Below are 24,829 nucleotides of genomic sequence, written 5' to 3' on the forward strand. Positions count from 1 at the left end.
AGCGATGAAGACACGCGCCCTGGTGTGGTTGCGCCGCGACCTGCGGCTGGCGGACAACGCCGCCCTCGCGGCGGCGCTGGAGCGCTGCGGGGAGGTGTATTGCGCCTTCGTCTTCGACACGGACATCCTCGATGCGCTGCCGCGAAACGACCGGCGGGTCGCGTTCATCCGCGAGTCGCTGGTACAGCTCGACGAAGCGATGGGCGGCAAGCTCGCCGTGCGGCACGGCCGGGCGGTGGAGGAGATTCCTCGCCTTGCCGCCGAGCTTGGCGTCGGAGCGGTCTACGCGGCGCGCGACTACGAGCCGGCGGCGATCGCGCGCGACGACGCGGTGCGCACGGCACTTGCCGCGCAGCGGATCGCTCTCGAGCAGGTGAAGGACCACGTGGTCTTCGAGCCGCGTGAAGTGCTCACGCAGGCCGGCACGCCGTACACCGTGTTCACGCCGTACAAGAACGCGTGGCTCAAGAAGCTGGGAACCCTTGATGCCGGCGTGCATGACGTCATTCCCGCGCAGGCGGGAATCCAGGGCGTTCGCGGCATCAGAGGCGTCCCGCCCTTGGCCGACATCGGCTTCGAGGCGACCGATTTGCGCATCCCCACCGGCGAGCAAGGCGCGCGCGACCTGCTCGAAGACTTCCTCAAGCGCATCGACCGCTACGACACCACGCGCGACTTCCCCGCGGTCAAGGGCCCGAGCTACCTCGGCACGCACCTGCGCTTCGGCACCATTTCCATTCGCGAACTCGTGCGGCACGCGCGCAAGCGCAACAGCGAGGGGGCGAAGGTGTGGCTGTCGGAGCTGTGCTGGCGCGATTTCTTCTTCCAGATCCTCGCGAACTTCCCGCACGTGGTGGACGGCGCCTTCAAGCGGCAATACGACGCGATCGAATGGGAACAGGACGAGCGCCTGTTCCGCGCCTGGTGCGACGGCCGCACCGGCTACCCGATCGTCGACGCCGCGATGCGGCAGCTCAACACGACCGGCTACATGCACAACCGCCTGCGCATGGTGGCGGCGAGTTTCCTCGTGAAGGACCTGGGCATCGACTGGCGGCGCGGCGAGCGTTACTTCGCCGAAAAGCTGCTCGATTACGAGCTGGCGTCGAACAACGGCAACTGGCAGTGGGCGGCATCGACCGGCTGCGATGCGCAGCCGTGGTTCCGCGTCTTCAACCCGCAGAACCAGCAGGAAAAGTTCGACCCCCAGGGCAAGTTCATCGCGCGCTACCTGCCCGAAGGCGAACGCATCGATCCCATCGTCGACCACGCGCAGGCGCGCGAGCGCACGCTCGCGCGCTATGCGGCGGTCAGGGACGCGCAGTAGTGCTTCACCAGGCTGAGCAGCTCTTCTTCCGAGTACGGCTTGCCCAGGTAGTGGTTCACGCCCAGCTCGCGCGCGTGCTCCTTGTGCTTCTCGGCGATGCGTGACGTGATCATCACGATCGGCAGGTCCTTCAGGCGCGCGTCGTTGCGGATGTTGCGCGCGAGGTCGAAGCCGTCCATGCGCGGCATCTCGATGTCCGATAGCACCACCGCGGGCCTTTCCTCGGCCAGCTTCTCCAGCGCCTGCAGGCCGTCGGCGGCGAGCGCCACGCGGTAACCTTCACGCTGCAGCAGGCGCTGCGTCACGCGGCGCACGGTGATGGAGTCGTCGACCACCAGCACCAGCGGGATCTGCGGCGGCTGCTGCACCAGCTGCGGGATCGGCGGTGAAGCCAGCCCTTCGGCAGCCGCGGCAACCACAGCCTTCGCGGCCTCGGCCGCGGCCGTGTTCTCCATCACCTCGGGCTGTGCCTTGTCGACGGAGAGGGCACGCGCCTGTTCGCCGTAGACCTGCGTCAGGGCGACCGGGTTGTAGATCAGCACCACGGCGCCGGAAGCCAGCACGGTCATGCCGGCAAGACCCGGCAGGCGCGACAGCTGCGGCCCGAGGTTCTTCACCACCACTTCCTGGTTGCCCAGCACTTCGTCCACGTGCACCGCGGCGCGCTGCGCGGCGGAGCGGAAGATCACGACCGGCAGCGTCTTGCCCTGCGGCTCCACGCTGCGCGCCGACGATTGCAGCAACGCGCCGGACCAGAAGAACGGCAACTGCTCGCCGCCGAATTCGAAGGTGCCGCTCTCGTAGGCCTGCTGCACTTCCTTGACGGTTGCGCGCCGCACGAGTTCGACCAGGTTCGCGGGCACGCCCACGGAGAGGCGGCCGGAGCGGATCATCACCACCTGCGTCACCGCGGTGGTCAGCGGCAGCACCAGCTTGAAGCTGGAGCCCTGGCCGGCCTGCGTAGTGGTCTCGATGCGGCCACCGAGCGCGGCGACTTCGGAGCGCACCACGTCCATGCCGATGCCGCGGCCCGCGAGCTCGGTCACTTGCGTCGCCGTCGAGAAGCCGGGCATGAAGATCAGGTTCGCCGCATCGGCGTCCGTCAGCTGCTGGTCGGCCGTGACGAGGCCCTGCTCCAGCGCCTTCTGGCGGATGCGCGCGACGTTCAAGCCGGCGCCGTCGTCGCGGAAGGTCACCGACACGTCGTTGCCTTCCTGCAGCACGGTCACCTCGATGTTGCCCACCGCCGTCTTGCCGGCGGAAACGCGAACCGCGGGGTCCTCGACGCCGTGCGCGACGCAGTTGCGCAGCAGGTGCTCGAAAGCGGGCGTCATGCGGTCCAGCACGCCGCGGTCCATTTCGATCGAGCCGCCGAAGATGTCCAGCTTCACCTGCTTGCCGCTTTCCTTGGCGGCCAGGCGCACCACGCGGTAGAGGCGGTCCGAAATGCCTTCGAACTCCACCATGCGCGTGCGCAGCAGGTCGCGCTGCAGCTCGCGCGTCTGGCGGGCCTGCGCGATCAAGTCGTCTTCGGTGGCTTCCACCACGCGCTGGATGTTGCGCTGCACGGTGGCGATGTCGTTCACCGACTCGGCCATGAAGCGCGTGAGCTCCTGCGTGCGCGTGAAGCGGTCGAACTCCAGCGGGTCGAAGCCGCCGCCCACTTCCTTCTGCTGCGCGATGCGCGACTGCATCTGCGACTCGGCCTGCACCTCGATCTCGCGCAGCTGGCCGCGCAGGCGGTCCAGGTTGCCGGTGAGGTCGCCGAGCGAGGCCCGCAGCTGCTTGAGCTCGTTCTCCAGGCGCGAGCGCGTGATCATCACCTCGCCGGCCTGGTTGACCAGGCGGTCGAGCAGCTGGGCGCGCACGCGCACCGCCTGGTTGGCGGACTGGCGAGCGGCGGTGACGGTGGTGGCCGCCGGCATCGCGATCGCGCGTGCGGCGGGTGCGAGCGGCTTGAGCGGCGCGGCCTTGAGCGGCTGCTCGGCCTGGGCCTGCGGCTCCTCCGCCTTCGCCTCCGGCAACGGCTCGTGGATCGGCGCCGACACGATCACCGGCGTCGGGCTCTGCACCACCTCGGGCGTCGAGCCCACGGTGCGCAGCGCCTCGAAGCGCGCGGTCAGGTTGTCGAAGCGGCCGAGCAGTTGCTCGATGTCGGCGGGGTTGACCGATTCGGTGCCGAGGTATTCCACCTCGGACTCGAGGCGGTGCGCCATTTCGCCCAGGCGCAGCGCGCCGGCGAGGCGGGCACTGCCCTTGAGCGTGTGCAGCACCCGCAGCGCTTCGTCGCGCGCGCCGCGGTTGTCCGGGCGGCTCGCCCACTGGCGCAGCGCGCCGCCGAGCGAAGGCATCAGTTCGACGGCCTCTTCCTCGAAGATCGGGAACAGGTCGGGGTCGATCGCGTCGGCGACGTCGATGTCTTCGTCGCCTTCGAGGTGATCGCCGGCACCCGCAGCCTGCGCCGGCAGCACAGGCTGCTCGGGAGCGGCGGGCGCAACCGGCACGGGCTCCGGCTGGCGCGGCATGACCGGCTCGGGCTGCGTCGCGGCAACCGGCGCGGCTTGCGGCACCGGCGGGACTTCGGGCACCTCGGGCAATTCGGCCACCACAGGCGCCTCGACGACCTCCACGTTGCTGAAGTCCATCTCGCCGAATTCGGGCGCCACGGAGTCGGCCGCATCGACGCGCTCCGGGATGTCGAGGTCGCGCAAGGCCTGCAGCGCCTCGACCACGCGCGCGTCGGGTTCCTTCAGGAAGCCGGCGGCGAACTGGTGCAGCAGCCGGCGGATCTCTTCCGCGGCCTGGCTGAAGGCCTGCGCATGCTGCGGCGTTCCGTAGGCGAGCGACTGCGCGTGCTCCAGCGAGTTCTCCAGCGCGCGGGCCACGTCCGACAGGGCCGTGAAGCCGACGGTGGCCGAGCTGCCGGCGAGCGCATGCGCCCAGCCGACGGTGGAGTCGGGCACGCGCTCGGTGATCTGCAGCGCCCACTCGCTCACTTCGGTGGACAGGCGCCGCGACCATTCGTCCGCCTCGTTCAGGTAGACGTTGTAGAGCGGGATGCCGATGCGCAGCGACCCGATCACCTTGACCTGCTCGTCGCGCACCGCCTCGGGTTCGGCCAGTGCTTCGGGCAGCATCTCCGGCAGAACCTCGGGCGGCACTTCAGGCTGCGGTTCGGGCATCGGCTCGGCGAGGTTGGCGCCGGAAACGGCGGACAGGCTGCCGAAGTCGATGCCGGCGATTTCCGCCGGAAGTTCGGCAATCGGCGCCGCGGGCGTGGCCGGCGAATCGTCGACGCGCAGGGTCGCACCGAGGTCCATCTCGAACTCGGGCGGCAATTCGTCGTGCGGGATCTCGGCGGCGGCTGCCGGCTCGCCGCGGATCACCTGCGTGGTGTCGAACGACACGGGGCCGGCCGGGATGTCCAGCGAGAGCGGCGCTTCGGCAACCGGCTCGGTGGGCGCAGCAGGTGCGGCCGCTTCGGGCGGCGCGAACATGTCGTCGGGCAGGTCGAACGCTTCGGCGACTTCAATCGCGGGCGCAGGCGTGGCCGCGGGCGGCGCTTCGGTCGTGACGTCCAGCGAAATGGTGCCGAGGTCGAACGCGGGCGGCTCGGCGGCGGGCGGTGCCACCGGGGCAGGCGCTTCGACGGGCGCTTCGAACGAAATCTCGATCGCCGCGGGCTCGATGGGCGCGGGTTCGGCGACCGGCACCGCCACTTCGGGCACCGGTTCGAAGACCAGCGGCTCGATCGCCGCGGCAGGCTCCACGGCCACCGGCTCGATCGCGACAGGTGCGGGCTCCAGCGCCACGACTTCTTCGACGACCGGCTGCGCCGGTGCCTGCGGCTCTGCGCCACCCGCGGCGGGCAGCTTGAGCTCCACGAGCTTGTGCTCGGTGCGCAGCGCATCGGCCGGGCCGCGGAACATGCCCGCCTTCCAAGCGCCCGCGCTGTGGTTGGCGATGTCGTCGACCCAGCGGCCGAAGCCTTGCAGCGCATGCGTGCACAGCGTGCGCAGGTCGTCGGTGGCGGGCTTCTGGTCGGCGAGCCAGGTGTTGAGCACCTGTTCCATCGACCAGCCGGCCTCGCCGAATTCGTTGAGGCCCACCATGCGCGAGCTGCCCTTGAGCGTGTGGAACGCGCGGCGCAGCGTGGTGAGCTCGGACACGTCGCTGGGCGCCGTGGCCAGGGCCTGGATGGCGGCGAGGCCGTTGCCGACCACCTCGCGCGCTTCCTCCAGGAAGATCTCGAGCAGCTCGGCGTCGACCTCCGCTTCCGCCGGCGCCGCAACCGGTGCAGGCGCGGGCGTGGCAACGGGTGCGACCGGTGCAACGGCGGCCGCGAGGTTGCTCAAGGCAACGGTCGCAAGGGCCGGGTCCTGCGCGGCCTTGGCCGCGACTTCGCGCGCGGCCTGCGCCACACCCTTCTCTTCGGCCAGCACCGCCTTGGTCGCGATCGAATCGAGCTTGGCGGTGAGCATCTCGCCGAAGCCGGATTCCTGCGCCTCCTGCACGACATCCATGACGTCGTCGGAGAGCCTGGAGTCCTGCGCGTCCTGCGCTTCGGGCTCGTCCTGCGCCCGGCCCATCAGCGGCCGCAGCTCGCCCGTCGAGTCGTCGTAGACGAACAGCTTCTTCGCCAGCGCCGGCTGGTAATTCAGCATGTCGATCAGGAAGCCGAGCGCGCCGAGGTTGTTGCCCAGCTTGTCGAACGTGCCGGCGGCGCGCGCCTTCTCCTCGTCGATCTCGGTGACGAGGATTTCGTCGAGCGTGTCGCGCATGCGGCCCACGGCCTGCGCGGCCTGGTCGAGGCCGAGCACCGAGAGCACGCCCCTCATCTGCAGCAGGTGCTGCGGCGCGGCCTGCAGCGGCGCCTTGTCGTTCGGTGCGCGGAAGAACTGGTCCAGCAGCTTCTCGAGCTCGGCCAGCGTGCCGCGCAGTTCGCCCACCACGCTGCCCATGGTCTGGCGGTCGCTGACGCGGCGGTACAGCTCCTCCATCCAGTGTTCCAGCGGGCCGGGCGGGTTGCCCGCGATCACCGTCGACAAGCGGGTGGCGAGCCGCTCGGTGCGGTCGGCGATCTGCGCGTCGTCGGTGTCGAGGTCCTGCAGCGCGGCTTCGATGTACAGCACCGCGGTGGCGACTTCCATCGCCAGCTCCGCCGCCGGCGGGCGGCCGGAACGCGCGACGCCGTCGACGACAGTGTTCAGCTCCTGCGCGAGCTTCGCGCAGGTGGGATAGAGCTTGACCAGCGATTCGTTCAGCTGGTGGAAGTGCTCGCTCACGCCCTTGAGCTTGGAGGCCTCGCCGCCGGAAAGCGCGGACCACGACTCCTTCGCGTGCACGATGCGCTTGCGCGCCTGCGAGAGCACCGCGGGGTCGAAGCGGCCGAACTGCGGCGTGCCGTAGTCGACCGGGCGCGTGCGTGCGAGCCCGTACGCGGCGCGCACGGCTTCGAGCAGCGGCGCGCGGCCCTTGGCCTGCGGCACGGCCTGCGAGCAGAAGAACACCAGGTCCTGCGCGAGGCGGTCGGACACGCCCATGTCGCCCTTGGCGAGCGAGGCGTATTGCAGCAGCACGCGCGAGGCGCAGCGCTTCACGTACAGGTCGCCGGGCAGCAGGCCCTGCGCCATGGCTTCGAAGTAGCCGGCGGCGATTTTCCAGAACGCCTTGGGCTGCTTCGCGGTCTGCGAGCCGGCAAGCGCGATGCTCGCGTCGGCGAGGTCACGCGCCGCCTGCGAATCGCCGGACTTGACGATGCGCAGCACCGCCTGGTCCATCTTCGAGCGCACGGCCGGGTCGTAGACGAGCGTTTCGAACTGGCCTGCCGACGCCGGCTCGATCCAGCGCCAGTCGAAGGCCCAGAGGTCGGCCGGGTGCACGCGGTCGGCACCGGCGAGCTCCTGCACGTCCTTGTATTGCGGGAACAGGGCGACGGCCGACACCGGCTTGCCCAGCAGCAGCGCTTCGAGGTATTCGGTCAGCGCGAAGCCGGCCCGTTCGACTTTCGAGGACGCTGCTTCCGTGCACAGCTCGGGGCGCTCCACGAACTTCTGCACCGCCGATTCCATGGCGCGCAGCATGTGCGCGGGCGGGGCCAGCCCCACCATCTCCAGCGCGCCCACCGCCTGGTGGAGCTGCTGGCGCGCGATGCGCAGCTGGCCGGCGTCCACCGACGCCATGTCCTGGCCGCGCGCGAGCGTGGCGTCGCGCACGAAGCGCCGCAGCGCCGACGAGGCCGACTCGAGCGACTTGCGCAGCTCGTCGAGCACCCAGGCCAGCGGGCCGAGGTCGTTGGTGGCCAGGTCGAGATCGGTATCGTTGGCTTGCATGGAACCCTACCCCGCGCCGGGCGCTCAGGCGATCTTGAACCGCGACACCGACTGGCGCAGTTCCTCGGCCATGCGGGTCAGCTCGCGCACCTGCTGGGCCGTCGAACGCGTACCTTCACCGGTCTGCTCCGTCACCGCGAAGATGTGCTGGATGTTGCCGGCCACGATGTTCGCGGACTCGGCTTCCTTGGACGCCGACTGCGAGATCTGTTCGATCAGGTCGGCGAGGCGGCGCGACACCTGGTCGATCTCGGTCAGCGCGGTACCCGCGTTGTCGGACAGCTTGGCCCCTTCCACCACACCCTGCGTGGAGCGTTCCATGGCGGCCACCGCGTCCTGCGTGTCGGTCTGAATCGCCTTCACCAGCGCCGAGATCTGGCGCGTGGCATCCGCGGAACGTTCGGCGAGGCGCTGCACTTCTTCCGCAACCACCGAGAAGCCGCGGCCTGCTTCACCCGCGGACGCTGCCTGGATGGCGGCGTTCAGGGCCAGCACGTTCGTCTGTTCGGTAATGTCCGAGATCAGTTCGGTGATTTCACCGATCTCCTGCGACGATTCGCCGAGGCGCTTGATCCGCTTGGAGGTTTCCTGGATCTGGTCGCGGATGGCGTTCATACCGCCGATGGCGTTCTGCACGGCCGCGAGGCCGGTCTCGGCGGCTTTCAGCGACTGGCGCGCAACGAGTGCGGATTCCTGCGCTTGCCCGGACACCTGGTTGATTCGGGTCGCCATGTCCAGCACCGACTGGCCGGTTTCGCGAATCTCGCGCAGCTGTTCGGTCGAAGCGGCCAGCAGCTCGGTGGACGTCGATTCCACCTGCGCCGTCGTCTGCGCCACCTTGGTGGCCGTGGCCTGCACGTTGCCCACCAGCTGCCGCAGTTCTTCCACCGTGTAGTTCACCGAGTCGGCGATGGCGCCCGTGATGTCTTCCGTCACGGTGGCTTCCTGCGTGAGGTCACCTTCAGCGACCGACTGCAGTTCGTTCATCAATCGCAGAATGGCCGCCTGGTTTGCGTCGTTCACGCGCTTGGCTTCCTGCTCCTGGCGCTCGGCTTCCAGGCGCTGCTGTTCGGCGACTTCCTGGCGCTTGCGCGAGTCCTGCAGCTGCACGTAGGCCAGGCCCACGGCGCAGATGATGGCGAAGATCGAGGAGATGGCCAGCGCGATCAGGGCGCCGAACCCCAGGCCCGTCTGCTCGGACAGCTTGCCCTGCAACGCTTCGAGGCCCTTGCGCAGCGGCTCGGAGTCCTGAATGATGGCGGACTGCGCTTCACGCGCGGACACCAGGCCCTGCAGGTTGCCGAGAATGGCGCCGGCCTGCGTGCGGGTCTGTTCGTACAGCTTGAGCAGCGCGTCGAGGCGCTCGCGGGTCTGTTCGTCCTTGCTGCCGTTCAGGCGCAGCTCGGGGCTGCCGTCCAGCAGGCCCTGCGCGATTTCCTTGAACGAGTTCAGGTCCTTGCCCAGCAGGAACACGGCCTCGGGCGACACGCCTTCCATCGTCAGGAATTCGTTGGCCGATTTACCGATACGCTGCGTCAACATCACCAGCTGGCCGGCGGCGGAGATTTCGGCCGGCGGCGCGTTCTGCTGCAGCTTGAGCGACGACACCGTCTCGGCGATCTCCAGCAGGTCGGAGGACTGGCGGTTGATGGTGCGCAGGGCGGTACCCACCTGCGTCAGGATCTTCTGCTGGCCCATCACGGTTGCGGCGTTCTTTTCCGCGCGCTCCATCATCGGCACGACCTTGTCCAGGTCTTCCTGCATCTCGGGCGCCACGGCCTGGATGCGCATTTCCTCGTCGCCCGCCTTCAGCGCCCGCACCGTCTTGGCGAGCACCTGCGAGGCTTCGCGCACGTCGGGGAAGGCCTGCGGGCTGCCGATCAGCGCCTGCGACACGCTCTTGGCAAGGCGCTGCGACTGCATCAGCGACTGGCCGGTGCCACCCACCTGCTGCGCGACCTTGTCGGCCTGGTTCACCGCGAAGAACGCCACGGAACCCAGCACCAGCAGCGAGACCGCCAGCAGCACGAACAGCACGCGCTGGTGGGTGACGATGCTTCGCCGGCCCAGCAGCGGCACGGAAATGAGTTCGGCTTCGGTCGGCTCCTCGCCGTCCACCGACTCGGGGCCCATGCTCGATGGGTCGTCCACCATCGCGGCGTCCATCGCCTGGGTGGTGCTCGGCGCGCCGATGGCGCCCGTGGCATCGGGGTTCATCAGGCTCGCGTCCGGCGTCGCCAGGCTCAGCTCGCCGGAGTCGGGCTCGGCCTGCTTCTTCGCAAACAGTTTTTTCAGGGAATCAACGACGGACATGGTGCAAGCCTTCGGTGGGGGACAGGGAGCGCTCTTCAGGCACTGATGCTCAGGAACTGGGGTTGCTGCGCGAGGGACTGCAGGTTGATTTCCTGCCAGTACGCGCCGCTGGCGTCGGTGTAGCCGCTGCCGAAATAGTCCGGCGAGCCCTCGGGGGCTTCGCTGGACGAGGAAAACGCGTCGAGGTTGCGCAGGCCAGCCAGGCGGTCGATCAGGAGCGCGCAGTTGACCTCGAGGAGCGCATTGAGGGCGATGAGCCGCGACTCGGCGCGGCCCGCGTCGGAGCGCTGCTGCGGCGCGCGGCCGGCGACGAAGCTCGCCAGGTCCACCACGCCGTACAGGCCGCCGCGCAGGTTGGCCACGCCCAGGAACCACTCGCGCGTGTAGGGCACGGGCTGGGTAGCGGCATACGGGAAGATCTCGCCGGACTGCGCCAGCGGGAACAGGTATTTCTTGCCGGCGGACTCCACGGCGAGCCACGAGGCCTGCACGCCCTCGGTGCGGGCCGCTTGCAGGCGGCTGGCCAGCCGGCTCTGGAGTTCGCGCAACGCTTCGCGGTTGGCCATCTTTCCTTCCCTCGGTCCTGCGCGCGAGCGGGCGTCAGCCCAGGGCCTTGATCTTGGCCATCAGCTCGTCCTGGTCGACCGGCTTGGTGATGTAGTCGCGCGCGCCCTGGCGCATGCCCCACACACGGTCGGTCTCCTGGTTCTTGCTGGTGCACATGATGATCGGCACGTCGGCGTAAAGCGGGTCGCGCGTGATCGCACGCGTGAGCTGGAAGCCGTTCTGGCCGGGCATGACCACGTCCATCAGGATCAGGTCGGGCTTTTCTTCCGCCAGGCGGCGGAACGCGTCTTCGGCGTTCTCGGCCGTGCGCACGGCGAAGCCGTTCTTCTGCAACAGGTCGGTCATGAACATCAGCTCGGTCTTGGAATCGTCCACGACCAGCACTTTCTGGATCGCCATCTCTCTCTCCTTATTCGCTTGCGCCGGCGCCGAACTGCTGCACCGTCTGCAGCAGCTGGTCCTTCGTGAATGGTTTGGTCAGGTAGTCCTGCGACCCGACCATGCGGCCCCGCGCTTTATCGAACACGCCGTCCTTGGAGGAAAGCATCACGACCGGCGTGTTCGCGAATTTCGCGTTGCGCTTGATGATCGCGCACGTCTGGTAACCGTCCAGGCGCGGCATCAGGATGTCGCAGAAGATCAGGTTCGGCTGGTAGTCGTTGACCTTGGCCAGCGCGTCGAACCCGTCCTCGGCCAGCATGACCTCGTGGCCGCCCTGCTTCAGGAAGATCTCCGCACTGCGCCGGATCGTGTTGCTGTCATCGATCACCAGCACCTTCAACCCAGATGCGCTCACTTGACGCTGCTCCTCAATTTATTACTGCTTTGCGGGCGCGGCATCATCATCCGATTTTGTAACAGCGCCCTGCTATATCTGCACCATCTCGAAGTCTTCCTTGCGGGCCCCGCACTCCGGGCATGTCCAGTTCATCGGGACCTGCTCCCAAGGTGTCCCGGGGGAGATGCCATGCTCGGGCGCGCCAGCGGCCTCGTCATAGATCCACCCGCAGATCAGACACATCCACGTTTTGGTATCGGTCACAGCTTAAAGGGGGTTCGAATAGAATGCAACGATTGTATCGAGGCCCTCCTGCACCCCTGTCAGCCTCTGGGGCGCGCATCATCAAGGGTCAGGCAACCCCCAAGAATTCCCCGATGTCAAGTTCACAGGACACCCAGTCCGGCGATGCGGGCAGCCCCGCTTGCGTGATGATCTTCAACGCGAGCGACCCCTCGGGTGCGGGCGGCCTCGCGGCGGATGTAACCGCGGTGGCATCGGTGGGCGCGCATCCCCTGCCCGTTGTTACAGGTGCGTACGTGCGCGACACGGCGGAGGTCTTCGACCACTTCCCGCTCGACGAAGAAGCAGTCGCCGAACAGGCCCGCACCATCCTCGAGGACGTGCCGGTGCAGGTGTTCAAGGTCGGCTTCGTGGGCAGCCCCGAGACGCTGGCGGTGGTGGCCGAGATCGCGGCCGACTACGCCGACGTCCCCGTCATCGCCTACATGCCCACGCTCTCGTGGTGGGACGACGGGCTGGCGGACCAGTACGAGGACGCTTTCCGCGAGCTGATGCTGCCGCAGACGACCGTGTTGGTCGGCAACCACAGCACGCTGTGGCGCTGGCTGCTGCCCGAGTGGTCCAGCGAGCGCAGCCCCACGGCGCGCGACATCGCCAAGGCGGCCGCCGACATGGGCGTTCCCTATACGTTGGTCACAGGCGTGCCCCTGCCGGACCAGTACGTCGACAACGTCCTCGCCACGCCGCAGGCGGTGCTGGCCAGCGAGAAGTTCGAGCGCTTCGATGCGGTGTTCTCGGGTGCGGGCGACACGCTCGCCGCTGCCCTGGCGGCGCTTCTCGCAAGCGGTGCGGACCTCGCTTCGGCCGCGGCCGAAGCACTGGGCTACCTGGACCGCTGCCTCGACGGGGGCTTCCGCCCCGGCATGGGCCACGTCATCCCGGACCGGTTGTTCTGGGCGCAGCCCGAAGGCGAGAATGTCGACGACGAGGTGGAACCTGCCGCCCCCGATGCATCCGCTTTCGAACTGCCTGCCCATGACACCAAGCACTGACCGCAACCAGACCCTCTTCGACCGCGCCAAGGCGCTGATCCCCGGCGGCGTGAACTCGCCCGTGCGCGCCTTCCGCGCGGTGGGCGGCACGCCCGCCTTCGTGCAGCGCGCGCAAGGCGCCTACTTCTGGGACGCCAACGGCAAGCGCCACATCGACTACATCGGCTCGTGGGGCCCCATGATCCTGGGCCACGGCCACCCGGCCGTGCTCGAAGCCGTGCAGAAGGCCGCCATGGACGGCTTCTCCTTCGGCGCGCCGACCGAGCGCGAGATCGAGCTGGCCGAGGAGATCGTCAAACACCTGCCCTCGGTGGAGATGATCCGCCTCGTGAGCTCCGGCACCGAGGCCGCGATGAGCACGATCCGGCTCGCTCGGGGCGCCACCGGGCGCAACATGATCATCAAGTTCGAGGGCTGCTACCACGGCCATGCGGACGCGCTGCTGGTGAAGGCCGGCTCGGGCCTGGCCACCTTCGGCCACCCCACGAGCGCCGGCGTGCCGGCCGACGTCGTGCAGCACACGCTCGTCCTCGAATACAACAACATCCAGCAGCTCGAAGAAGCCTTCGCCACGCAGGGCAAGGACATCGCCTGCCTGATGATCGAGCCCATCGCCGGCAACATGAACTTCGTGCGCGCGAGCCTGCCCTTCATGAAGCGCTGCCGCGAGCTGTGCACGCAGCACGGCGCCCTGCTGGTGTTCGACGAGGTGATGACGGGCTTCCGCGTCGCGCTGGGCAGCGCGCAGTCGGTCTACGGCGCAGCCATCCCGGGGTTCAAGCCGGACCTCACGGTGCTCGGCAAGGTGATCGGCGGGGGCATGCCGCTGGCGGCCTTCGGCGGCCCGAGGGCCATCATGGAGCAGCTTTCACCCGTGGGGCCGGTCTACCAGGCGGGCACCTTGAGCGGCAACCCGGTGGCCACGGCATGCGGTCTGGCCACGCTCAAAGAAATTTCGAAACCGCGATTTTTTCACGAGCTCTCCGCACGCACGAAGTCGCTGGTGGACGGTTTGAAGGGTGCGGCGGATGCCGAAGGTGTGCCTTTTGCCGCGGATCACGAAGGTGGCATGTTCGGGTTTTTCTTGTTGGAGGCGTTGCCTGCCAACTACACCCAGGTCATGAAAAGCGAGGCGCCGAAATTCGCGAAGCTCTTCCACGGGCTGCTCGATCGCGGCGTGTACATCGCGCCGGCTTTGTATGAAGCGGGTTTCGTGAGCGCGGCGCACACGGAGGGCGACATCGCGCAGACCGTCGAAGCGGCCCGCGCGGTATTCAAGACCTTGAAGGCCTAGTGCCGGAAGTGGCGCACGCCTGAGAAGACCATCGCCACGCCGCGCTCGTCGGCGGCGGCGATGACTTCGGCGTCGCGCATCGAGCCGCCCGGCTGGATCACGCAGCTGGCGCCCTGGTCGATGATCACGTCCAGCCCGTCGCGGAACGGGAAGAAGGCGTCGCTCGCGGCGGCCGTGCCTTCCAGCGACAGGCCGGCGTTCTGCGCCTTGATCGCGGCGATCTTGGCCGAGTCGATCCGGCTCATCTGGCCCGCCCCGACGCCCATCGTCATGCCGTCCTTGCAGAACACGATGGCGTTGGACTTCACGTACTTGGCGACCTTCCACGCGAACAGCAGGTCCTGCATCTGCTGCGGCGTCGGGTGCTTCTTCGTCACCACCTTGAGGTCGGCAAGCTGCAGCTCGTGGTTGTCGGCGGTCTGGATCAACAGGCCCGAGCCCACGCGCTTGACGTCCATGGCGTTGCGGCCCTTGTCCCAGTCGGTGGCGCCGCCGGGCGGCAGGGCGATCTGCAGCACGCGCACGTTCTGCTTGGCCTTGAAGACTTCCAGTGCCTCAGCCGTGTACTCCGGCGCCATCAGCACCTCGACGAACTGCTTGGCCACCGCCTCGGCCGCCGCGCGGTCGACGGTGCGGTTGAACGCGATGATCCCGCCGAAGGCCGACGTCGGGTCGGTCTTGAACGCCTTGGCATAAGCCTCGGCTGCGTCCTTGCCGACGGCCACGCCGCACGGGTTGGCGTGCTTGATGATCACGCAAGCCGGCGTGTCGAAGCTCTTCACGCATTCCCAGCCCGCATCCGCGTCGGCAATGTTGTTGTACGAGAGCTCCTTGCCCTGCAGCTGCCTGGCCGTGACGAGCGAGCCGGGCGCGGGGTACAGGTCGCGGTAGAACGCGGCCTGCTGGTGCGGGTTCTCGCCGTAGCGCAGGTCCTGCAGCTTCACGAAGCGGCCGTTGGACTGGCCCGGGAACAGCGAACGCGAGCGGTCTTCCTGCAGCGAGGACAGGTAGTCGCTGATCGCCGCGTCGTAGTTGCTGATGCGGTTGAATGCGGCCACGGCCAGCGCGAACTTCGTCTTGTCGGACAGCTTGCCGGTCTTGAGCTCGTCGATCACCGGCTGGTACTGCGACGCATCGGTGAGCACCGCCACGTCCCTCCAGTTCTTCGCGCCGCTGCGCACCATGGCCGGGCCGCCGATGTCGATGTTCTCGATCGCGTCCTCCAGCGTGCAGCCCTGTTTGGCGACGGTCGCCTCGAAGGGGTAGAGGTTCACGCAGAGGATGTCGATCGTCGAGATGTTGTGGCGGTGCAGCGCCGCCATGTGCTCGGGCAGGTCGCGCCGCGCGAGCAGGCCGCCGTGCACCTTGGGGTGCAGCGTCTTGACGCGGCCGTCGAGCATTTCGGGGAACGCAGTGAGCTCCGCGACCTCGGTGACGGGCAGCCCCTGTTCCGCAAGAAGCTTCGCGGTGCCGCCGGTGGAAATGAGCCGCACGCCCAGCTCGTGCAGCGCGCGGGCGAGGTCGACGACGCCGGTCTTGTCGGAAACGGAGATCAGTGCGTTCATTTGATCAATTTATGTTCGACCAGCTTCTTTCGAAGCGTGTTTCGGTTCAGCCCCAGCCATTCGGCCGCGCGGGACTGGTTGTTCTCGGCCTTCGCCATCACCACTTCCAGCAGCGGCTTCTCGACGACCTTCACGAGCATCTCGTACATGCCGTCCGGCTCGGTGCCGCGCAGGTCGCGGAAATACCCCTCCAGGCTGGCGCGCACGCACTCCTCAATGTGCTTCTTGCTCATTCGGATACTGCCTCTTGTTGTGTACCGGCCGGCGCCGTCATGGGCAGCCGGTCCATCTCCTCGCTCAAACCGTCGAAGAAAGCCGCGACGGCCGCGTACTGCGCGTCGCAATCCTCGATGGCGTTCATACGGCCGCGGAATTCCGCGCCGCCCGGCAGGCCCCTCACGTACCAGCCGATGTGCTTGCGGGCGCTGCGCACGCCCGTGTATTCGCCGTACAGGCCGTAATGGTCCTGCAGGTGTTCGAGCAGCGCGCGCCTGACCTCGGCCACCAGCGGCGGCGCGAGTTCGGTGCCCGTCGAAAGGTAGTGCGCCACTTCGCGGAAGATCCACGGCCGCCCCTGGGCCGCACGCCCGATCATGATGGCGTCGGCGCCCGTCGCGGCCAACACCTCGCGCGCCTTTTGAGGCGAATCAATGTCGCCGTTGGCCACCACGGGGATGCTCACCGCTGACTTCACGGCGGCGATGGTTTCGTACTCGGCCTCGCCGCCGTAGCCCTGCTCGCGCGTGCGGCCATGGATGGTGAGCATCCGGATGCCCACCGCCTCGAAAGCGCGCGCCAGCTCCAGCGCGTTGCGATTGCCTTGCGACCAGCCCGTGCGCATCTTCAGCGTCACCGGCACGCCATGCGGCAGGCAAGCTTCTACAACGGCCTGCGCGATGGACACCGCAAGCGGCTCGTCCTGCATCAGCGCCGAGCCCGCCCACTTGTTGCAGACCTTCTTGGCCGGGCAGCCCATGTTGATGTCGATGATCTGCGCGCCGCGCTCGACGTTGTAAGCGGCGGCCTCGGCCATCATCTGCGCGTCGGTGCCGGCGATCTGCACCGCGATCGGACCCGGCTCACCGGCATGGTCGGCGCGGCGCGACGTCTTGAGCGAGTTCCACAGCTCCTTGCGCGACGTCACCATCTCGCTCACGGCATAGCCCGCGCCGAAGCGGCGGCACAGCTGGCGGAAGGGACGATCGGTCACCCCCGCCATCGGCGCCGCGAACAGGTTGTTCGCCAGGGTGTAGGGGCCGATCTTCATGGGGAGGGGGGTTCGCGCTGCTGAAAAATGAGGCACGAATTGTAGGCCCGCGCGGTTTCAGCCCCTGAAATCGCGTGGCGCTCGTTAGACTCGTTGCTCATGTACGCGTGGATGCATTCACTGCTGACGATGTTGTCGCTGCCGGAATTCGGCCTTTCCACGCTCTTCATCGCGGCCTTCATTTCGGCGACGCTGCTGCCCATCGGTTCGGAGCCCGCGCTGTTCGGGCTGCTCAAGCTCAACCCCGACCTGTTCTGGCCGGCCGTGATCGTCGCAACGCTCGGCAACACGCTCGGCGGCATGTTGGATTGGTGGATGGGCTATGAAGCGCACCAGGTCGTGGACAAATACCGCCACTCGCGCACGCACGCCAAGGCGCTCGACTGGCTGGAGAAACTCGGCCCGAAAGCCTGCCTGCTCGCGTGGCTCCCGATCGTCGGCGACCCGCTGTGCGCGGTCGCCGGCTGGCTGCGCATGCCGTTCTGGCCGTGCAGCGCGTACATGCTCGTGGGCAAGTTCCTGCGCTACCTCTGTTTCACGGCGGCACTGCTCTACCTGTTCCCCGGCGCGATCCCCGGGTTCGAGAGCTAGACGTTGAAGAGGAAGTTCATCACGTCGCCATCCTTGACGACGTATTCCTTGCCTTCGCTGCGCATCTTGCCCGCGTCCTTGGCGCCCTGCTCGCCCTTGAAGGCGATGTAGTCGTCGTACGCGATGGTCTGCGCGCGGATGAAGCCGCGCTCGAAGTCGGTGTGGATGACGCCCGCGGCCTGAGGCGCGGTCGCGCCGATCGCCACCGTCCATGCACGCACTTCCTTCTCGCCGGCGGTGAAGTACGTCTGCAGCCCCAGCAGCTTGAACGCCGCGCGGATCAGGCGGTTCAGGCCCGGCTCCTCCTGGCCGATCTCGGCGAGGAACATCTTCTTGTCCTCGTCCGCCATCTCGGCGATCTCGGACTCGATCTTGGCGCAGATCACCACCACCGGCGCGTTCTGCGACTTCGCGTACTCGTTGAGGCGGTCGAGGTAGGGGTTGTCGTGGTAGCCGTTCTCGTCCACGTTGCCCACGAACATCGCGGGCTTGGCGGTGATGAGGAACAGCTGCTTGATCAGCGCCTGCTCCTCGTCGTTCAGCCCCATCGTGCGGACCGGCTTGCCTTCGTCCAGGTGCTTCTGCGCCTTGGTGAGCACGGCCACGAGCTTGGCCGCTTCCTTGTCGTTGCCGGACTTCGCCGCCTTGGTGTAGCGCTGCAGGCTCTTTTCCACCGTGCCCATGTCGGCGAGGCACAGCTCGGTCTGGATCACCTCGATGTCGGCGACGGGGTCCACCTTGCCCGCGACGTGGATCACGTTGGGGTCGTCGAAGCAGCGCACGACGTTCACGATCGCGTCCGTCTCGCGGATGTGCGCGAGGAACTGGTTGCCCAGGCCCTCGCCCTTGCTCGCGCCGGCCACCAGGCCCGCGATATCGACAAACTCGACGATGGCTGGCACGATTCGCTCAGGCTTGACGATCTGCGCCAGGGCGCCGAGCCGCGGGTCAGGGAGTTCCACAACACCCACGTTGGGCTCGATGGTGCAAAAAGGGTAGTTCTCCGCGGCAATCCCCGCCTTGGTCAAGGCATTGAAAAGGGTGGATTTGCCGACGTTGGGCAAGCCCACGATGCCGCACTTCAAACTCATGTCAGTTCCCGAAAGCCAAGCCGACGATTTTATTCGCATGCTGGTGCGGCTGGCCGGGGCCACCCTGGTCCTGCTCGCGTGCGGTGGGGCTTTCGCGCAGAACACACCCCAGCGGCTGCAGCCGATCGTGCTGCAGGGCGCGCTGGAAGCCATCGACGCGGAGATGCTCGGCGAAGCGTGGGTCGACCCCACCGGCACCGCCACGATCACGCAGGTGAACAGCGCGCACGGCCCGGTGAAGTTCGTGCAGCCGCAGGCCGACACCATCTACTCGCTCGGCCCGCAGGCCGTGCTGTGGCTGCACTACCGCATCGCCCGCCCGCGCGACGAGCGCCAGAACTGGCTGCTCGAGGTCCCGATGCCCCTGGTGGACCTGGTCACCGTGTTCCAGCACGACGGCAACCGCTGGCACGCCGAGAGCGCGGGCGACAACCTCGCCGTGGCGCAATGGCCCGAGCCGGGGCGCCACCCGTTCTTCCGGCTCGACCTGCAGCCGGGGCAGGTGCGCGACGTCTACGTGCGCATCCGCCACACGACGGCCGTGAACTTCCCGGTGCGGCTGGCCACCGAGGCCTGGCACAACCAGCGCATCCAGCTCGAATACCTGGGCCTGGGCATGACCTTCGGCGCGCTCGTGCTGCTGATCGCCGCCTGCCTCGCGCAGAGCTGGGTCTACCGCGACCGCGTGTATGCGTGGTACGCGGCTTACGCGACCGTGACCACGCTGGCGGTCGCCACGTACACCGGCGTCGCGCCGCACCTTCTCTGGCCGCGCTTCGGCGCGCTGGGGGACTCGCCCCAGGCGATGCTGGCTTTCGTTGCCGCGGCCGCGGCGCTGCTCTTCGTGCGCAACCTCATCGGGCTGCCGACGCGCTTCCAGCTCGTCGACCGCGTGATCTACGGCCTGGGCATCGCCGGCCTGGCGCTCGCATTGACGCCGCCGTTCATGTCGAAGATGGTCGGCCTGTCGCTGCTGGGCGGCTATGTCGTGCTCACGGTGCTGATCAACATCGTGATCGCGCTCGTCGCCTGGCGCCGCGGCGACGTGGTGGGCCAGTGGGTGCTCTACGCCTACCTGCCGCTCACGCTCGCGGTGCTGATGAGCGTGATGCGCATCTTCGGCTGGGTGCCGCTGTCCTTCGGCACGCAGTACGCGGTGGTCGTCGCGATGGCGATCGAGGTGCCGCTGCTGCTGGTGGCGCTGTCGATCCGCTCGCGCGAGCGGCACGGCGCGCAGATCCGCGAGCAGGCGCTCTCGACGCAGGACGCGCTGACGGGCCTGCTCGCGCCGCACCTGTTCAACGACCGCATGCAGCAGGTGGTGAGCCGCTACAAGCGCGACCAGGAAAGCGCGGCCATCGTCTTCATCGACCTCGTGAACTACCCGCGCATCAAGGACTACTACGGCTCCGCGGTGGCCGAGCAGAGCCTGCTGCGCAGCGTGATCAAGCTGCGCCGCCTGCTGCGCGACGTGGACACCGTCAGCCGCATCGGCGAGGCGCGCTTCGGCGTCATCCTCGAAGGTGTGGATGCGCGCACGTCGGTGACGGAGCGCGCGGCGCGGCTGATCGCGGCCGGCCTGATGCCGCTCAAAGGCCTGAAGCCGGAGGTCACGCTGCAGTTCCACATCGCGTCGGTGCTGCTCGACGAACGCGTGATGGAGCCGCTGGAGCTGGTCGATGCGCTGTCGGACCTGCTGGCCGGCATGTCGCCGCGCACGCGCCGGCCGATCCGCTTCCTCGAGCCCGAGAACACGCACCCGGCGCCGCTGGGTGCGGACTCGTCGATGATCGACGACGTGAGCCGCCCGCTGCCGCGGCAGGCGCCGGAGAACGTGGTGCCGATCGGGCGCAATGCGGCCTAGACGCTCAGCGAGGGATTGCGGGTCGAGCCCGCAATGACAGCCCTTCAGCCGAAGTCGTAGTCGGCCGTGACCTTCTGGCCCACGCGCAACGCCTGCTCCAGCCCCTGCACCACGATGGCATTCATGCCGAAGGTGATGCCGCCGTCGACACGCGGGTCGGCGCGGTAAGTCTGCAAGGTGTCGAGCACGACCGGGTTGCTCTCCGCCGTGGCGGGGTCGATGTTCGGGATCGGGCAGCGCGGGCAAGGCTTCACGGGGCGCAACTGCACCTCCTCGTCCGCGGCCACGCGCAACAGCCCCACGCGGTCTTCGTCGTGCGGCTGCAGGCCCTGCAGCACGATGTTCGGCCGGAAGCGCTCGATGCCCACCGGCGCCTGCCCGGCCTTCGCGAGCTTCTCGTTCAACTGCTCGAGCGAGCCGTCGCCGATGACGAGCAGCGGGTAGCCGTCGCTGAACTGGTTGAGCGCCTCGACGCCGCCGGTCCACTTCATGTTGGACGTGCGCTTGTGCTCGGGGTCGAAACGCACGAGCCGCAGCTTCTGGCCGAGGAAATCGGTGAACCACTGCGCGGCGACGTCGCCCATGTCGTAGGCCGCCACTTCGTCGTCCCACACGCGCACCTTCACCGGCTCCTCGACGGTGTCGATCGACAGGTGCAGCGCGAGCATGCCCGGCGCGCGCAGCACCACGTCGGAATGCTTCAGCTGCGGCTTGACAAGGGCCATGCGCGGCAGTTCGCGCTGCGTGACGAATTCGCCGTGCTCGTCGACGACCATCCAGGCGCGGTCGAGGTCGAAGCCTGTTTCGGTGAGGACGGCTTCGCGCACCTCGACACCTGCGCAGGACTTCACGGGATAGATGAACAAACGGCTGATCGTGGCGGTGACATCGGGGGAGCTCATGCAGGGAATTGTGCCGTGTCCCTACAATCCCCTGATGGCGGCTCCCCTCGATGTCTGTGTCCGCGGCGCCGGCGTGGTGGGCCGCGCGCTCGCGCTGCTGCTGGCGCGCGACCGGCTGCACGTCGGGCTGGTGGACCTGCCGGCCGTGGCCGCACCCGCGGGCCAAAGCGACGTTCGCGCCTACGCGCTCAACGCGTCGGCCAAGGCGCTGCTGGAGAAAGTGCGCGCCTGGCCCGACGAGGAACATGCCACCCCGGTGCTCGCGATGCACGTCCACGGCGACGAAGGCGGGCGCGTGCAGTTCGAAGCGGCCGCCGAAGGCACGCCGGCGCTCGCATGGATCGTCGACGTCGCCCCGCTGCTGGAGCGCCTGGGTGAAGCGCTCAAATACCAGCCCCTTGTGGAGCGCCTGCAGGCACCGGAGTCCGCCCCGCTCACCGTGGTGTGCGAAGGGCGTGCCAGCGCCACGCGCGCCGAGTTCGGCGTGCAGTTCGACGTCAAGCGCTATCCGCAGATGGCGATCGCCGCGCGCGTGCAATGCGAAAGGCCGCACGGGCAGGTGGCGCGCCAGTGGTTTGCCGGCGGCGACATCCTCGCCCTGCTGCCGCTGGGCGGCCCGGACGGGAACTCAGCCGCGCTGGTCTGGTCTGTCCAGGAGACGCATGCGCCGCAGCTGCTGGCGTTGCCGGCCGCGGAGTTCGAAGCCAGGCTGCAGGCCGCCAGCCACGACGTGCTCGGCAAGCTCACGCTGACCACCGAGCGCGCCGCGTGGCCGCTGCAACTGGCACGCGCCGACCGCTGGTGCGGCCCCGGTTGGGCGCTGGCGGGCGACGCGGCGCACAACGTGCACCCGCTCGCGGGCCAGGGCCTCAACCTCGGCCTCGCGGACGTGGAAGCGCTGGCGCGGGAGTTGCACGGGCGCGAGTACTGGCGCAGCGTGGGGGACGAGAAGCTGCTGCGGCGCTACGAGCGTGCGCGCAAGGCCGACGTGCTGGCGATGGGTTTCGCCACCGACGGCCTGCAGCAGTTGTTCGCGCGCAGCTCGCCCGGCTGGGCGATGCTGCGCAACTGGGGCATGCAGGGGTTCGACCTGAGCGGCCCCGTGAAGCATTGGGTGGCGCGGCAAGCGATGGGCCGCCTGTAGTGAAGTTTTTGAAGGACCTGACATGAACATCATCGGCCGCGCAATCGTCGCCGCCCTCTTCGGCCTCGGCCTGGCCACTGCCTTTGCGCAGGACTACGCCAACCTGCGGAAGAACCTCGAGTCGCGCCTGCCCATGATGGGCAAGATCGACGAGATCACGAAGTCGCCCGTCCCCGGCCTGCTGGAAGTGCGCGTGGGCACCGACATCTATTACGCCGACCCCGAGGGCAATTACGTCATCTCCGGCAACCTGATCGACACCAAGTCGCAGAAGAACCTGACCGAGGAGCGGCAGGAGAAGCTGCTGGCCGTGGACTTCGACGCCCTGCCGTTCAAGGACGCCTTCACCGTCGTGCGCGGCAACGGCAAGCGCAGGGTCGCGGTGTTCCAGGACCCGAACTGCCCCTACTGCAAGCGCTTCGAGAAGGACATGCTGAAGGTGGACAACGTCACCGTGTACATGTTCCTCTACCCCATCCTCGGCCCGCGCTCGGTCGAGATGTCCAAGCAGATCTGGTGCAGCCGCGACAAGGACAAGGTCTGGGAGAACTGGATGACGAAGGACCAGGCCATCCCCGGCCCGGGCCCCGCGAACTGCGACACCACCGCGATCACGCGCAACGTGGACTACGGCAAGAAGATCCGCATCAGCGGCACGCCGACCATCTTCTTCATCGACGGCACGCGCGTGCCGGGCGCCATCGGCGCCGCGGAGGTGGAGAAACTGCTGGCGAAGGCGAAGTGACGGCGGTCCGCATCGCGCCGGTCGCGTACCGCATCGAGCCGGCGGACACCGCGGCGCACCTCTACCACGTCACGCTCACGATCGCGCAGCCGCAGGCCGCGCAGCGCGTGTCGCTGCCGGTGTGGATCCCCGGCAGCTACCTCGTGCGCGAGTTCTCGAAGCACCTGCAGCGCCTGGTCGCGAAGCAGGACAACAAGCCGGTGCACGTGCAGCAGCTGGACAAGGCCAGCTGGCTCGTCGAGTGCATGCCCTCGAGCCCCCTCGTGCTGACGTACGAGGTGTACGCCTTCGACAACTCGGTGCGCAGCGCGTGGCTCGATGCGAACCGCGGCTTTTTCAACGGCACCAGCCTGTGCATGCGCGTGCACGGGCAGGAGCGCGCCGAGCACGACCTCGAGCTCGTCCCCGGCCGCGAGACCGGCCACTGGGACGTGGCGACGTCGCTTACGCCCGGCCGGCTGCACAAGCGCGGCTGGGGCACCTACACCGCCGCCGATTACGACGAACTCGTCGACTCGCCAGTGGAGATGGGCAACTTCTGGTCCGGCGAATTCAAGGCCTGCGGCGTGCCGCACCGCTTCGTGGTCGCGGGCGCCACCGACGCGTTCGACGGCGACCGGCTGCTGGCCGACACGCAGAAGGCGTGCGAGGCGCAGATCCGCTTCTGGCACGACCGCAAGAAGCCGCCGCACAAGAATTACGTCTTCATGCTCAATGCCGTCGACGACGGCTACGGCGGTCTCGAGCACCGCGCATCGACCGCGCTCATTGCGGGCCGCCGCGACCTGCCGCGGCGCGGCGACACGCGCGCCGGCGACGGCTACACCACGCTGCTGGGCCTCATCAGCCACGAGTACTTCCACACCTGGAACGTCAAGCGCCTGCGCCCGGCCGACTTCGCGCGCTACGACTACGCGCACGAGAACTACAGCCAGCTGCTCTGGTTCTTCGAAGGCTTCACCAGCTACTACGACGACCTGCTGCTGCGCCGTGCGAACGTGATCGACGACGTCACGTACCTCAAGTTGCTCACCAAGACCTGCAACCAGGTGCTGCAGACGCCGGGCCGCGAGGTGCAATCGGTGGCGCAGGCGAGCTTCGACGCCTGGGTGAAGTACTACCGGCAAGACGAGAACACGGTCAACGCCACCGTGAGCTACTACACCAAGGGCGCGCTCGTCGCGCTGTGCTTCGACCTCACGCTGCGCAGCGAAGGCCACGCGAGCCTGGACGACGTGATGCGCGCGCTGTGGGTGCGCTGCAAGGCCGGGCCGATGACGGAATCGGACTTCGCGGCGGTGCTCAAGGAGCTGGGCGGGCGCTCGTTCTCGCGCGAGATCGCGGCATGGGTGCACGGCACGCGCGAGCTGCCGGTGCGCGAGCTGCTGGAGCGCCACGGCATCGCCGTGCTCGACGAGCCCGCGCAGATGCAGCAGCGCCTGGGCATGCGCGTCGCGGAAGCCAACGGCGTGCTCACCGTCAAGAACGTGCTGCGCGGTGGTCCTGCGGAGCAGGCGGGCTTCGCGGCCAATGACGAGTGGGTGGGCATCGAAACCGGCAACGCCGCGTGGCGCATCACGAAGCTGGACGACCTGCTGCTGTATGCGGGCGCGCATCGCAAGCTCACGGCGCTGGTCGCGCGCGACAGGCGCCTGATGCGGCTGGAGCTGGGCATGCCGGCAGCGGCAACGACCTGGCGGCTGGTGCTCCGCGACCCGGCACAGGCGCAGGCGTGGCTGGGTCCGCAAGGCTGA

General features: G+C 68.2%; 19 protein-coding genes. 8 read left to right on the forward strand and 11 right to left on the reverse strand.

Annotation, left to right across the window (positions count from 1 at the left end; translation table 11 throughout):
* The first annotated feature begins 4 nt into the window (after positions 1-4).
* Positions 5-1,327: a cryptochrome/photolyase family protein gene (locus tag H8R02_RS01840; RefSeq protein ID WP_187079633.1), complete on the forward strand. Its 1,323-nt coding sequence runs from the start codon at positions 5-7 to the stop codon at positions 1,325-1,327.
* Here H8R02_RS01840 and H8R02_RS01845 read toward each other — a convergent pair.
* The 6 genes from H8R02_RS01845 to H8R02_RS01870 all read right to left on the reverse strand — a co-directional run bounded on the left by H8R02_RS01845 (position 1,300) and on the right by H8R02_RS01870 (position 11,581).
* On the reverse strand, positions 1,300-7,659 hold the full coding sequence (locus tag H8R02_RS01845; protein WP_187079634.1) for a hybrid sensor histidine kinase/response regulator: 6,360 nt from the start codon (positions 7,657-7,659) through the stop codon (positions 1,300-1,302). The two genes, H8R02_RS01840 and H8R02_RS01845, sit on opposite strands and share 28 nt — an antisense overlap.
* Positions 7,660-7,683: 24 nt before the next feature.
* Positions 7,684-9,792 (reverse strand): methyl-accepting chemotaxis protein, encoded by a 2,109-nt coding sequence (locus tag H8R02_RS01850; protein WP_435531258.1) that lies wholly within the window; start codon positions 9,790-9,792, stop codon positions 7,684-7,686.
* A gap of 215 nt (positions 9,793-10,007) precedes the next feature.
* Positions 10,008-10,538 (reverse strand): chemotaxis protein CheW, encoded by a 531-nt coding sequence (locus H8R02_RS01855; RefSeq protein WP_187079636.1) that lies wholly within the window; start codon positions 10,536-10,538, stop codon positions 10,008-10,010.
* A 34-nt stretch (positions 10,539-10,572) separates the two neighbouring features.
* Entirely contained in the window at positions 10,573-10,938 is a 366-nt protein-coding gene (locus tag H8R02_RS01860; protein WP_187079637.1) for a response regulator transcription factor, read from the reverse strand.
* A gap of 10 nt (positions 10,939-10,948) precedes the next feature.
* Positions 10,949-11,335 carry a response regulator gene (locus tag H8R02_RS01865; RefSeq protein WP_187079638.1) on the reverse strand — a complete coding sequence of 129 codons (387 nt, stop codon included), beginning with the start codon at positions 11,333-11,335 and terminating at the stop codon, positions 10,949-10,951.
* 72 nt (positions 11,336-11,407) lie between these two features.
* Positions 11,408-11,581 carry a rubredoxin gene (locus tag H8R02_RS01870; protein WP_187079639.1) on the reverse strand — a complete coding sequence of 58 codons (174 nt, stop codon included), beginning with the start codon at positions 11,579-11,581 and terminating at the stop codon, positions 11,408-11,410.
* 113 nt (positions 11,582-11,694) lie between these two features.
* On the opposite strand from H8R02_RS01870, the gene thiD reads away from it, so the two are divergent.
* Together thiD and hemL are read left to right on the forward strand one after the other, a co-directional pair.
* Entirely contained in the window at positions 11,695-12,612 is a 918-nt protein-coding gene (thiD, locus tag H8R02_RS01875; protein WP_187079640.1) for a bifunctional hydroxymethylpyrimidine kinase/phosphomethylpyrimidine kinase, read from the forward strand.
* On the forward strand, positions 12,596-13,906 hold the full coding sequence (gene hemL / locus H8R02_RS01880; RefSeq protein ID WP_187079641.1) for a glutamate-1-semialdehyde 2,1-aminomutase: 1,311 nt from the start codon (positions 12,596-12,598) through the stop codon (positions 13,904-13,906). Before thiD ends, hemL begins: the two co-directional genes overlap by 17 nt.
* Here the strand turns inward: hemL and purH are convergent.
* Genes purH through dusB form a run of 3 tightly spaced genes read right to left on the reverse strand, consistent with a single transcriptional unit; the run spans position 13,903 to position 16,738 of the window.
* Positions 13,903-15,471 (reverse strand): bifunctional phosphoribosylaminoimidazolecarboxamide formyltransferase/IMP cyclohydrolase, encoded by a 1,569-nt coding sequence (gene purH / locus H8R02_RS01885; RefSeq protein WP_187079642.1) that lies wholly within the window; start codon positions 15,469-15,471, stop codon positions 13,903-13,905. The two genes, hemL and purH, sit on opposite strands and share 4 nt — an antisense overlap.
* Positions 15,468-15,704: a Fis family transcriptional regulator gene (locus tag H8R02_RS01890; protein WP_187079643.1), complete on the reverse strand. Its 237-nt coding sequence runs from the start codon at positions 15,702-15,704 to the stop codon at positions 15,468-15,470. Before H8R02_RS01890 ends, purH begins: the two co-directional genes overlap by 4 nt.
* On the reverse strand, positions 15,701-16,738 hold the full coding sequence (gene dusB, locus H8R02_RS01895; RefSeq protein ID WP_187079644.1) for a tRNA dihydrouridine synthase DusB: 1,038 nt from the start codon (positions 16,736-16,738) through the stop codon (positions 15,701-15,703). The genes H8R02_RS01890 and dusB overlap by 4 nt, the downstream gene beginning before the upstream one ends.
* Before the next feature lie 99 nt (positions 16,739-16,837).
* On the opposite strand from dusB, the gene H8R02_RS01900 reads away from it, so the two are divergent.
* On the forward strand, positions 16,838-17,329 hold the full coding sequence (locus H8R02_RS01900) for a YqaA family protein (protein WP_187079645.1): 492 nt from the start codon (positions 16,838-16,840) through the stop codon (positions 17,327-17,329).
* Here the strand turns inward: H8R02_RS01900 and ychF are convergent.
* Positions 17,326-18,420, reverse strand: coding sequence for a redox-regulated ATPase YchF (gene ychF, locus H8R02_RS01905; RefSeq protein WP_187079646.1), 1,095 nt, complete (start codon positions 18,418-18,420; stop codon positions 17,326-17,328). The two genes, H8R02_RS01900 and ychF, sit on opposite strands and share 4 nt — an antisense overlap.
* Here ychF and H8R02_RS01910 point away from each other — a divergent pair.
* Positions 18,419-20,284: a sensor domain-containing diguanylate cyclase gene (locus H8R02_RS01910; RefSeq protein ID WP_187079647.1), complete on the forward strand. Its 1,866-nt coding sequence runs from the start codon at positions 18,419-18,421 to the stop codon at positions 20,282-20,284. The two genes, ychF and H8R02_RS01910, sit on opposite strands and share 2 nt — an antisense overlap.
* 44 nt (positions 20,285-20,328) lie before the next feature.
* On the opposite strand, the gene H8R02_RS01915 is transcribed toward H8R02_RS01910, so the two are convergent.
* Positions 20,329-21,186, reverse strand: coding sequence for an MOSC domain-containing protein (locus H8R02_RS01915; protein WP_187079648.1), 858 nt, complete (start codon positions 21,184-21,186; stop codon positions 20,329-20,331).
* Between the two features lie 34 nt (positions 21,187-21,220).
* Here H8R02_RS01915 and H8R02_RS01920 point away from each other — a divergent pair, with 34 nt between their 5' ends.
* From H8R02_RS01920 to H8R02_RS01930, 3 genes are read left to right on the forward strand one after another with little or no spacing between them, the layout of a single operon-like run.
* Positions 21,221-22,330, forward strand: coding sequence for an FAD-dependent monooxygenase (locus H8R02_RS01920; RefSeq protein WP_187079649.1), 1,110 nt, complete (start codon positions 21,221-21,223; stop codon positions 22,328-22,330).
* 22 nt (positions 22,331-22,352) lie between these two features.
* Positions 22,353-23,075 carry a DsbC family protein gene (locus H8R02_RS01925; protein ID WP_187079650.1) on the forward strand — a complete coding sequence of 241 codons (723 nt, stop codon included), beginning with the start codon at positions 22,353-22,355 and terminating at the stop codon, positions 23,073-23,075.
* Positions 23,072-24,829: a M61 family metallopeptidase gene (locus tag H8R02_RS01930; RefSeq protein WP_354004856.1), complete on the forward strand. Its 1,758-nt coding sequence runs from the start codon at positions 23,072-23,074 to the stop codon at positions 24,827-24,829. Before H8R02_RS01925 ends, H8R02_RS01930 begins: the two co-directional genes overlap by 4 nt.

Origin of the sequence: Ramlibacter albus, assembly GCF_014297445.1 — a bacterium.
In the GTDB taxonomy this organism is placed as follows: Bacteria; Pseudomonadota; Gammaproteobacteria; order Burkholderiales; family Burkholderiaceae_C; genus Ramlibacter; species Ramlibacter albus.

Coding starts and splice junctions, on each gene's coding strand:
- H8R02_RS01890 (WP_187079643.1), bottom strand. CDS start 15,704: ATGAGCAAGAAGCACATTGAGGAGTGCGTGCGCGCCAGCCTGGAGGGG.
- H8R02_RS01850 (WP_435531258.1), bottom strand. CDS start 9,792: ATGGGCCCCGAGTCGGTGGACGGCGAGGAGCCGACCGAAGCCGAACTC.
- H8R02_RS01845 (WP_187079634.1), bottom strand. CDS start 7,659: ATGCAAGCCAACGATACCGATCTCGACCTGGCCACCAACGACCTCGGC.
- H8R02_RS01900 (WP_187079645.1), top strand. CDS start 16,838: ATGTACGCGTGGATGCATTCACTGCTGACGATGTTGTCGCTGCCGGAA.
- H8R02_RS01910 (WP_187079647.1), top strand. CDS start 18,419: ATGTCAGTTCCCGAAAGCCAAGCCGACGATTTTATTCGCATGCTGGTG.
- H8R02_RS01855 (WP_187079636.1), bottom strand. CDS start 10,538: ATGGCCAACCGCGAAGCGTTGCGCGAACTCCAGAGCCGGCTGGCCAGC.
- dusB (WP_187079644.1), bottom strand. CDS start 16,738: ATGAAGATCGGCCCCTACACCCTGGCGAACAACCTGTTCGCGGCGCCG.
- H8R02_RS01915 (WP_187079648.1), bottom strand. CDS start 21,186: ATGAGCTCCCCCGATGTCACCGCCACGATCAGCCGTTTGTTCATCTAT.
- H8R02_RS01860 (WP_187079637.1), bottom strand. CDS start 10,938: ATGGCGATCCAGAAAGTGCTGGTCGTGGACGATTCCAAGACCGAGCTG.
- hemL (WP_187079641.1), top strand. CDS start 12,596: ATGACACCAAGCACTGACCGCAACCAGACCCTCTTCGACCGCGCCAAG.
- H8R02_RS01925 (WP_187079650.1), top strand. CDS start 22,353: ATGAACATCATCGGCCGCGCAATCGTCGCCGCCCTCTTCGGCCTCGGC.
- thiD (WP_187079640.1), top strand. CDS start 11,695: ATGTCAAGTTCACAGGACACCCAGTCCGGCGATGCGGGCAGCCCCGCT.
- purH (WP_187079642.1), bottom strand. CDS start 15,471: ATGAACGCACTGATCTCCGTTTCCGACAAGACCGGCGTCGTCGACCTC.
- H8R02_RS01920 (WP_187079649.1), top strand. CDS start 21,221: ATGGCGGCTCCCCTCGATGTCTGTGTCCGCGGCGCCGGCGTGGTGGGC.
- ychF (WP_187079646.1), bottom strand. CDS start 18,420: ATGAGTTTGAAGTGCGGCATCGTGGGCTTGCCCAACGTCGGCAAATCC.
- H8R02_RS01840 (WP_187079633.1), top strand. CDS start 5: ATGAAGACACGCGCCCTGGTGTGGTTGCGCCGCGACCTGCGGCTGGCG.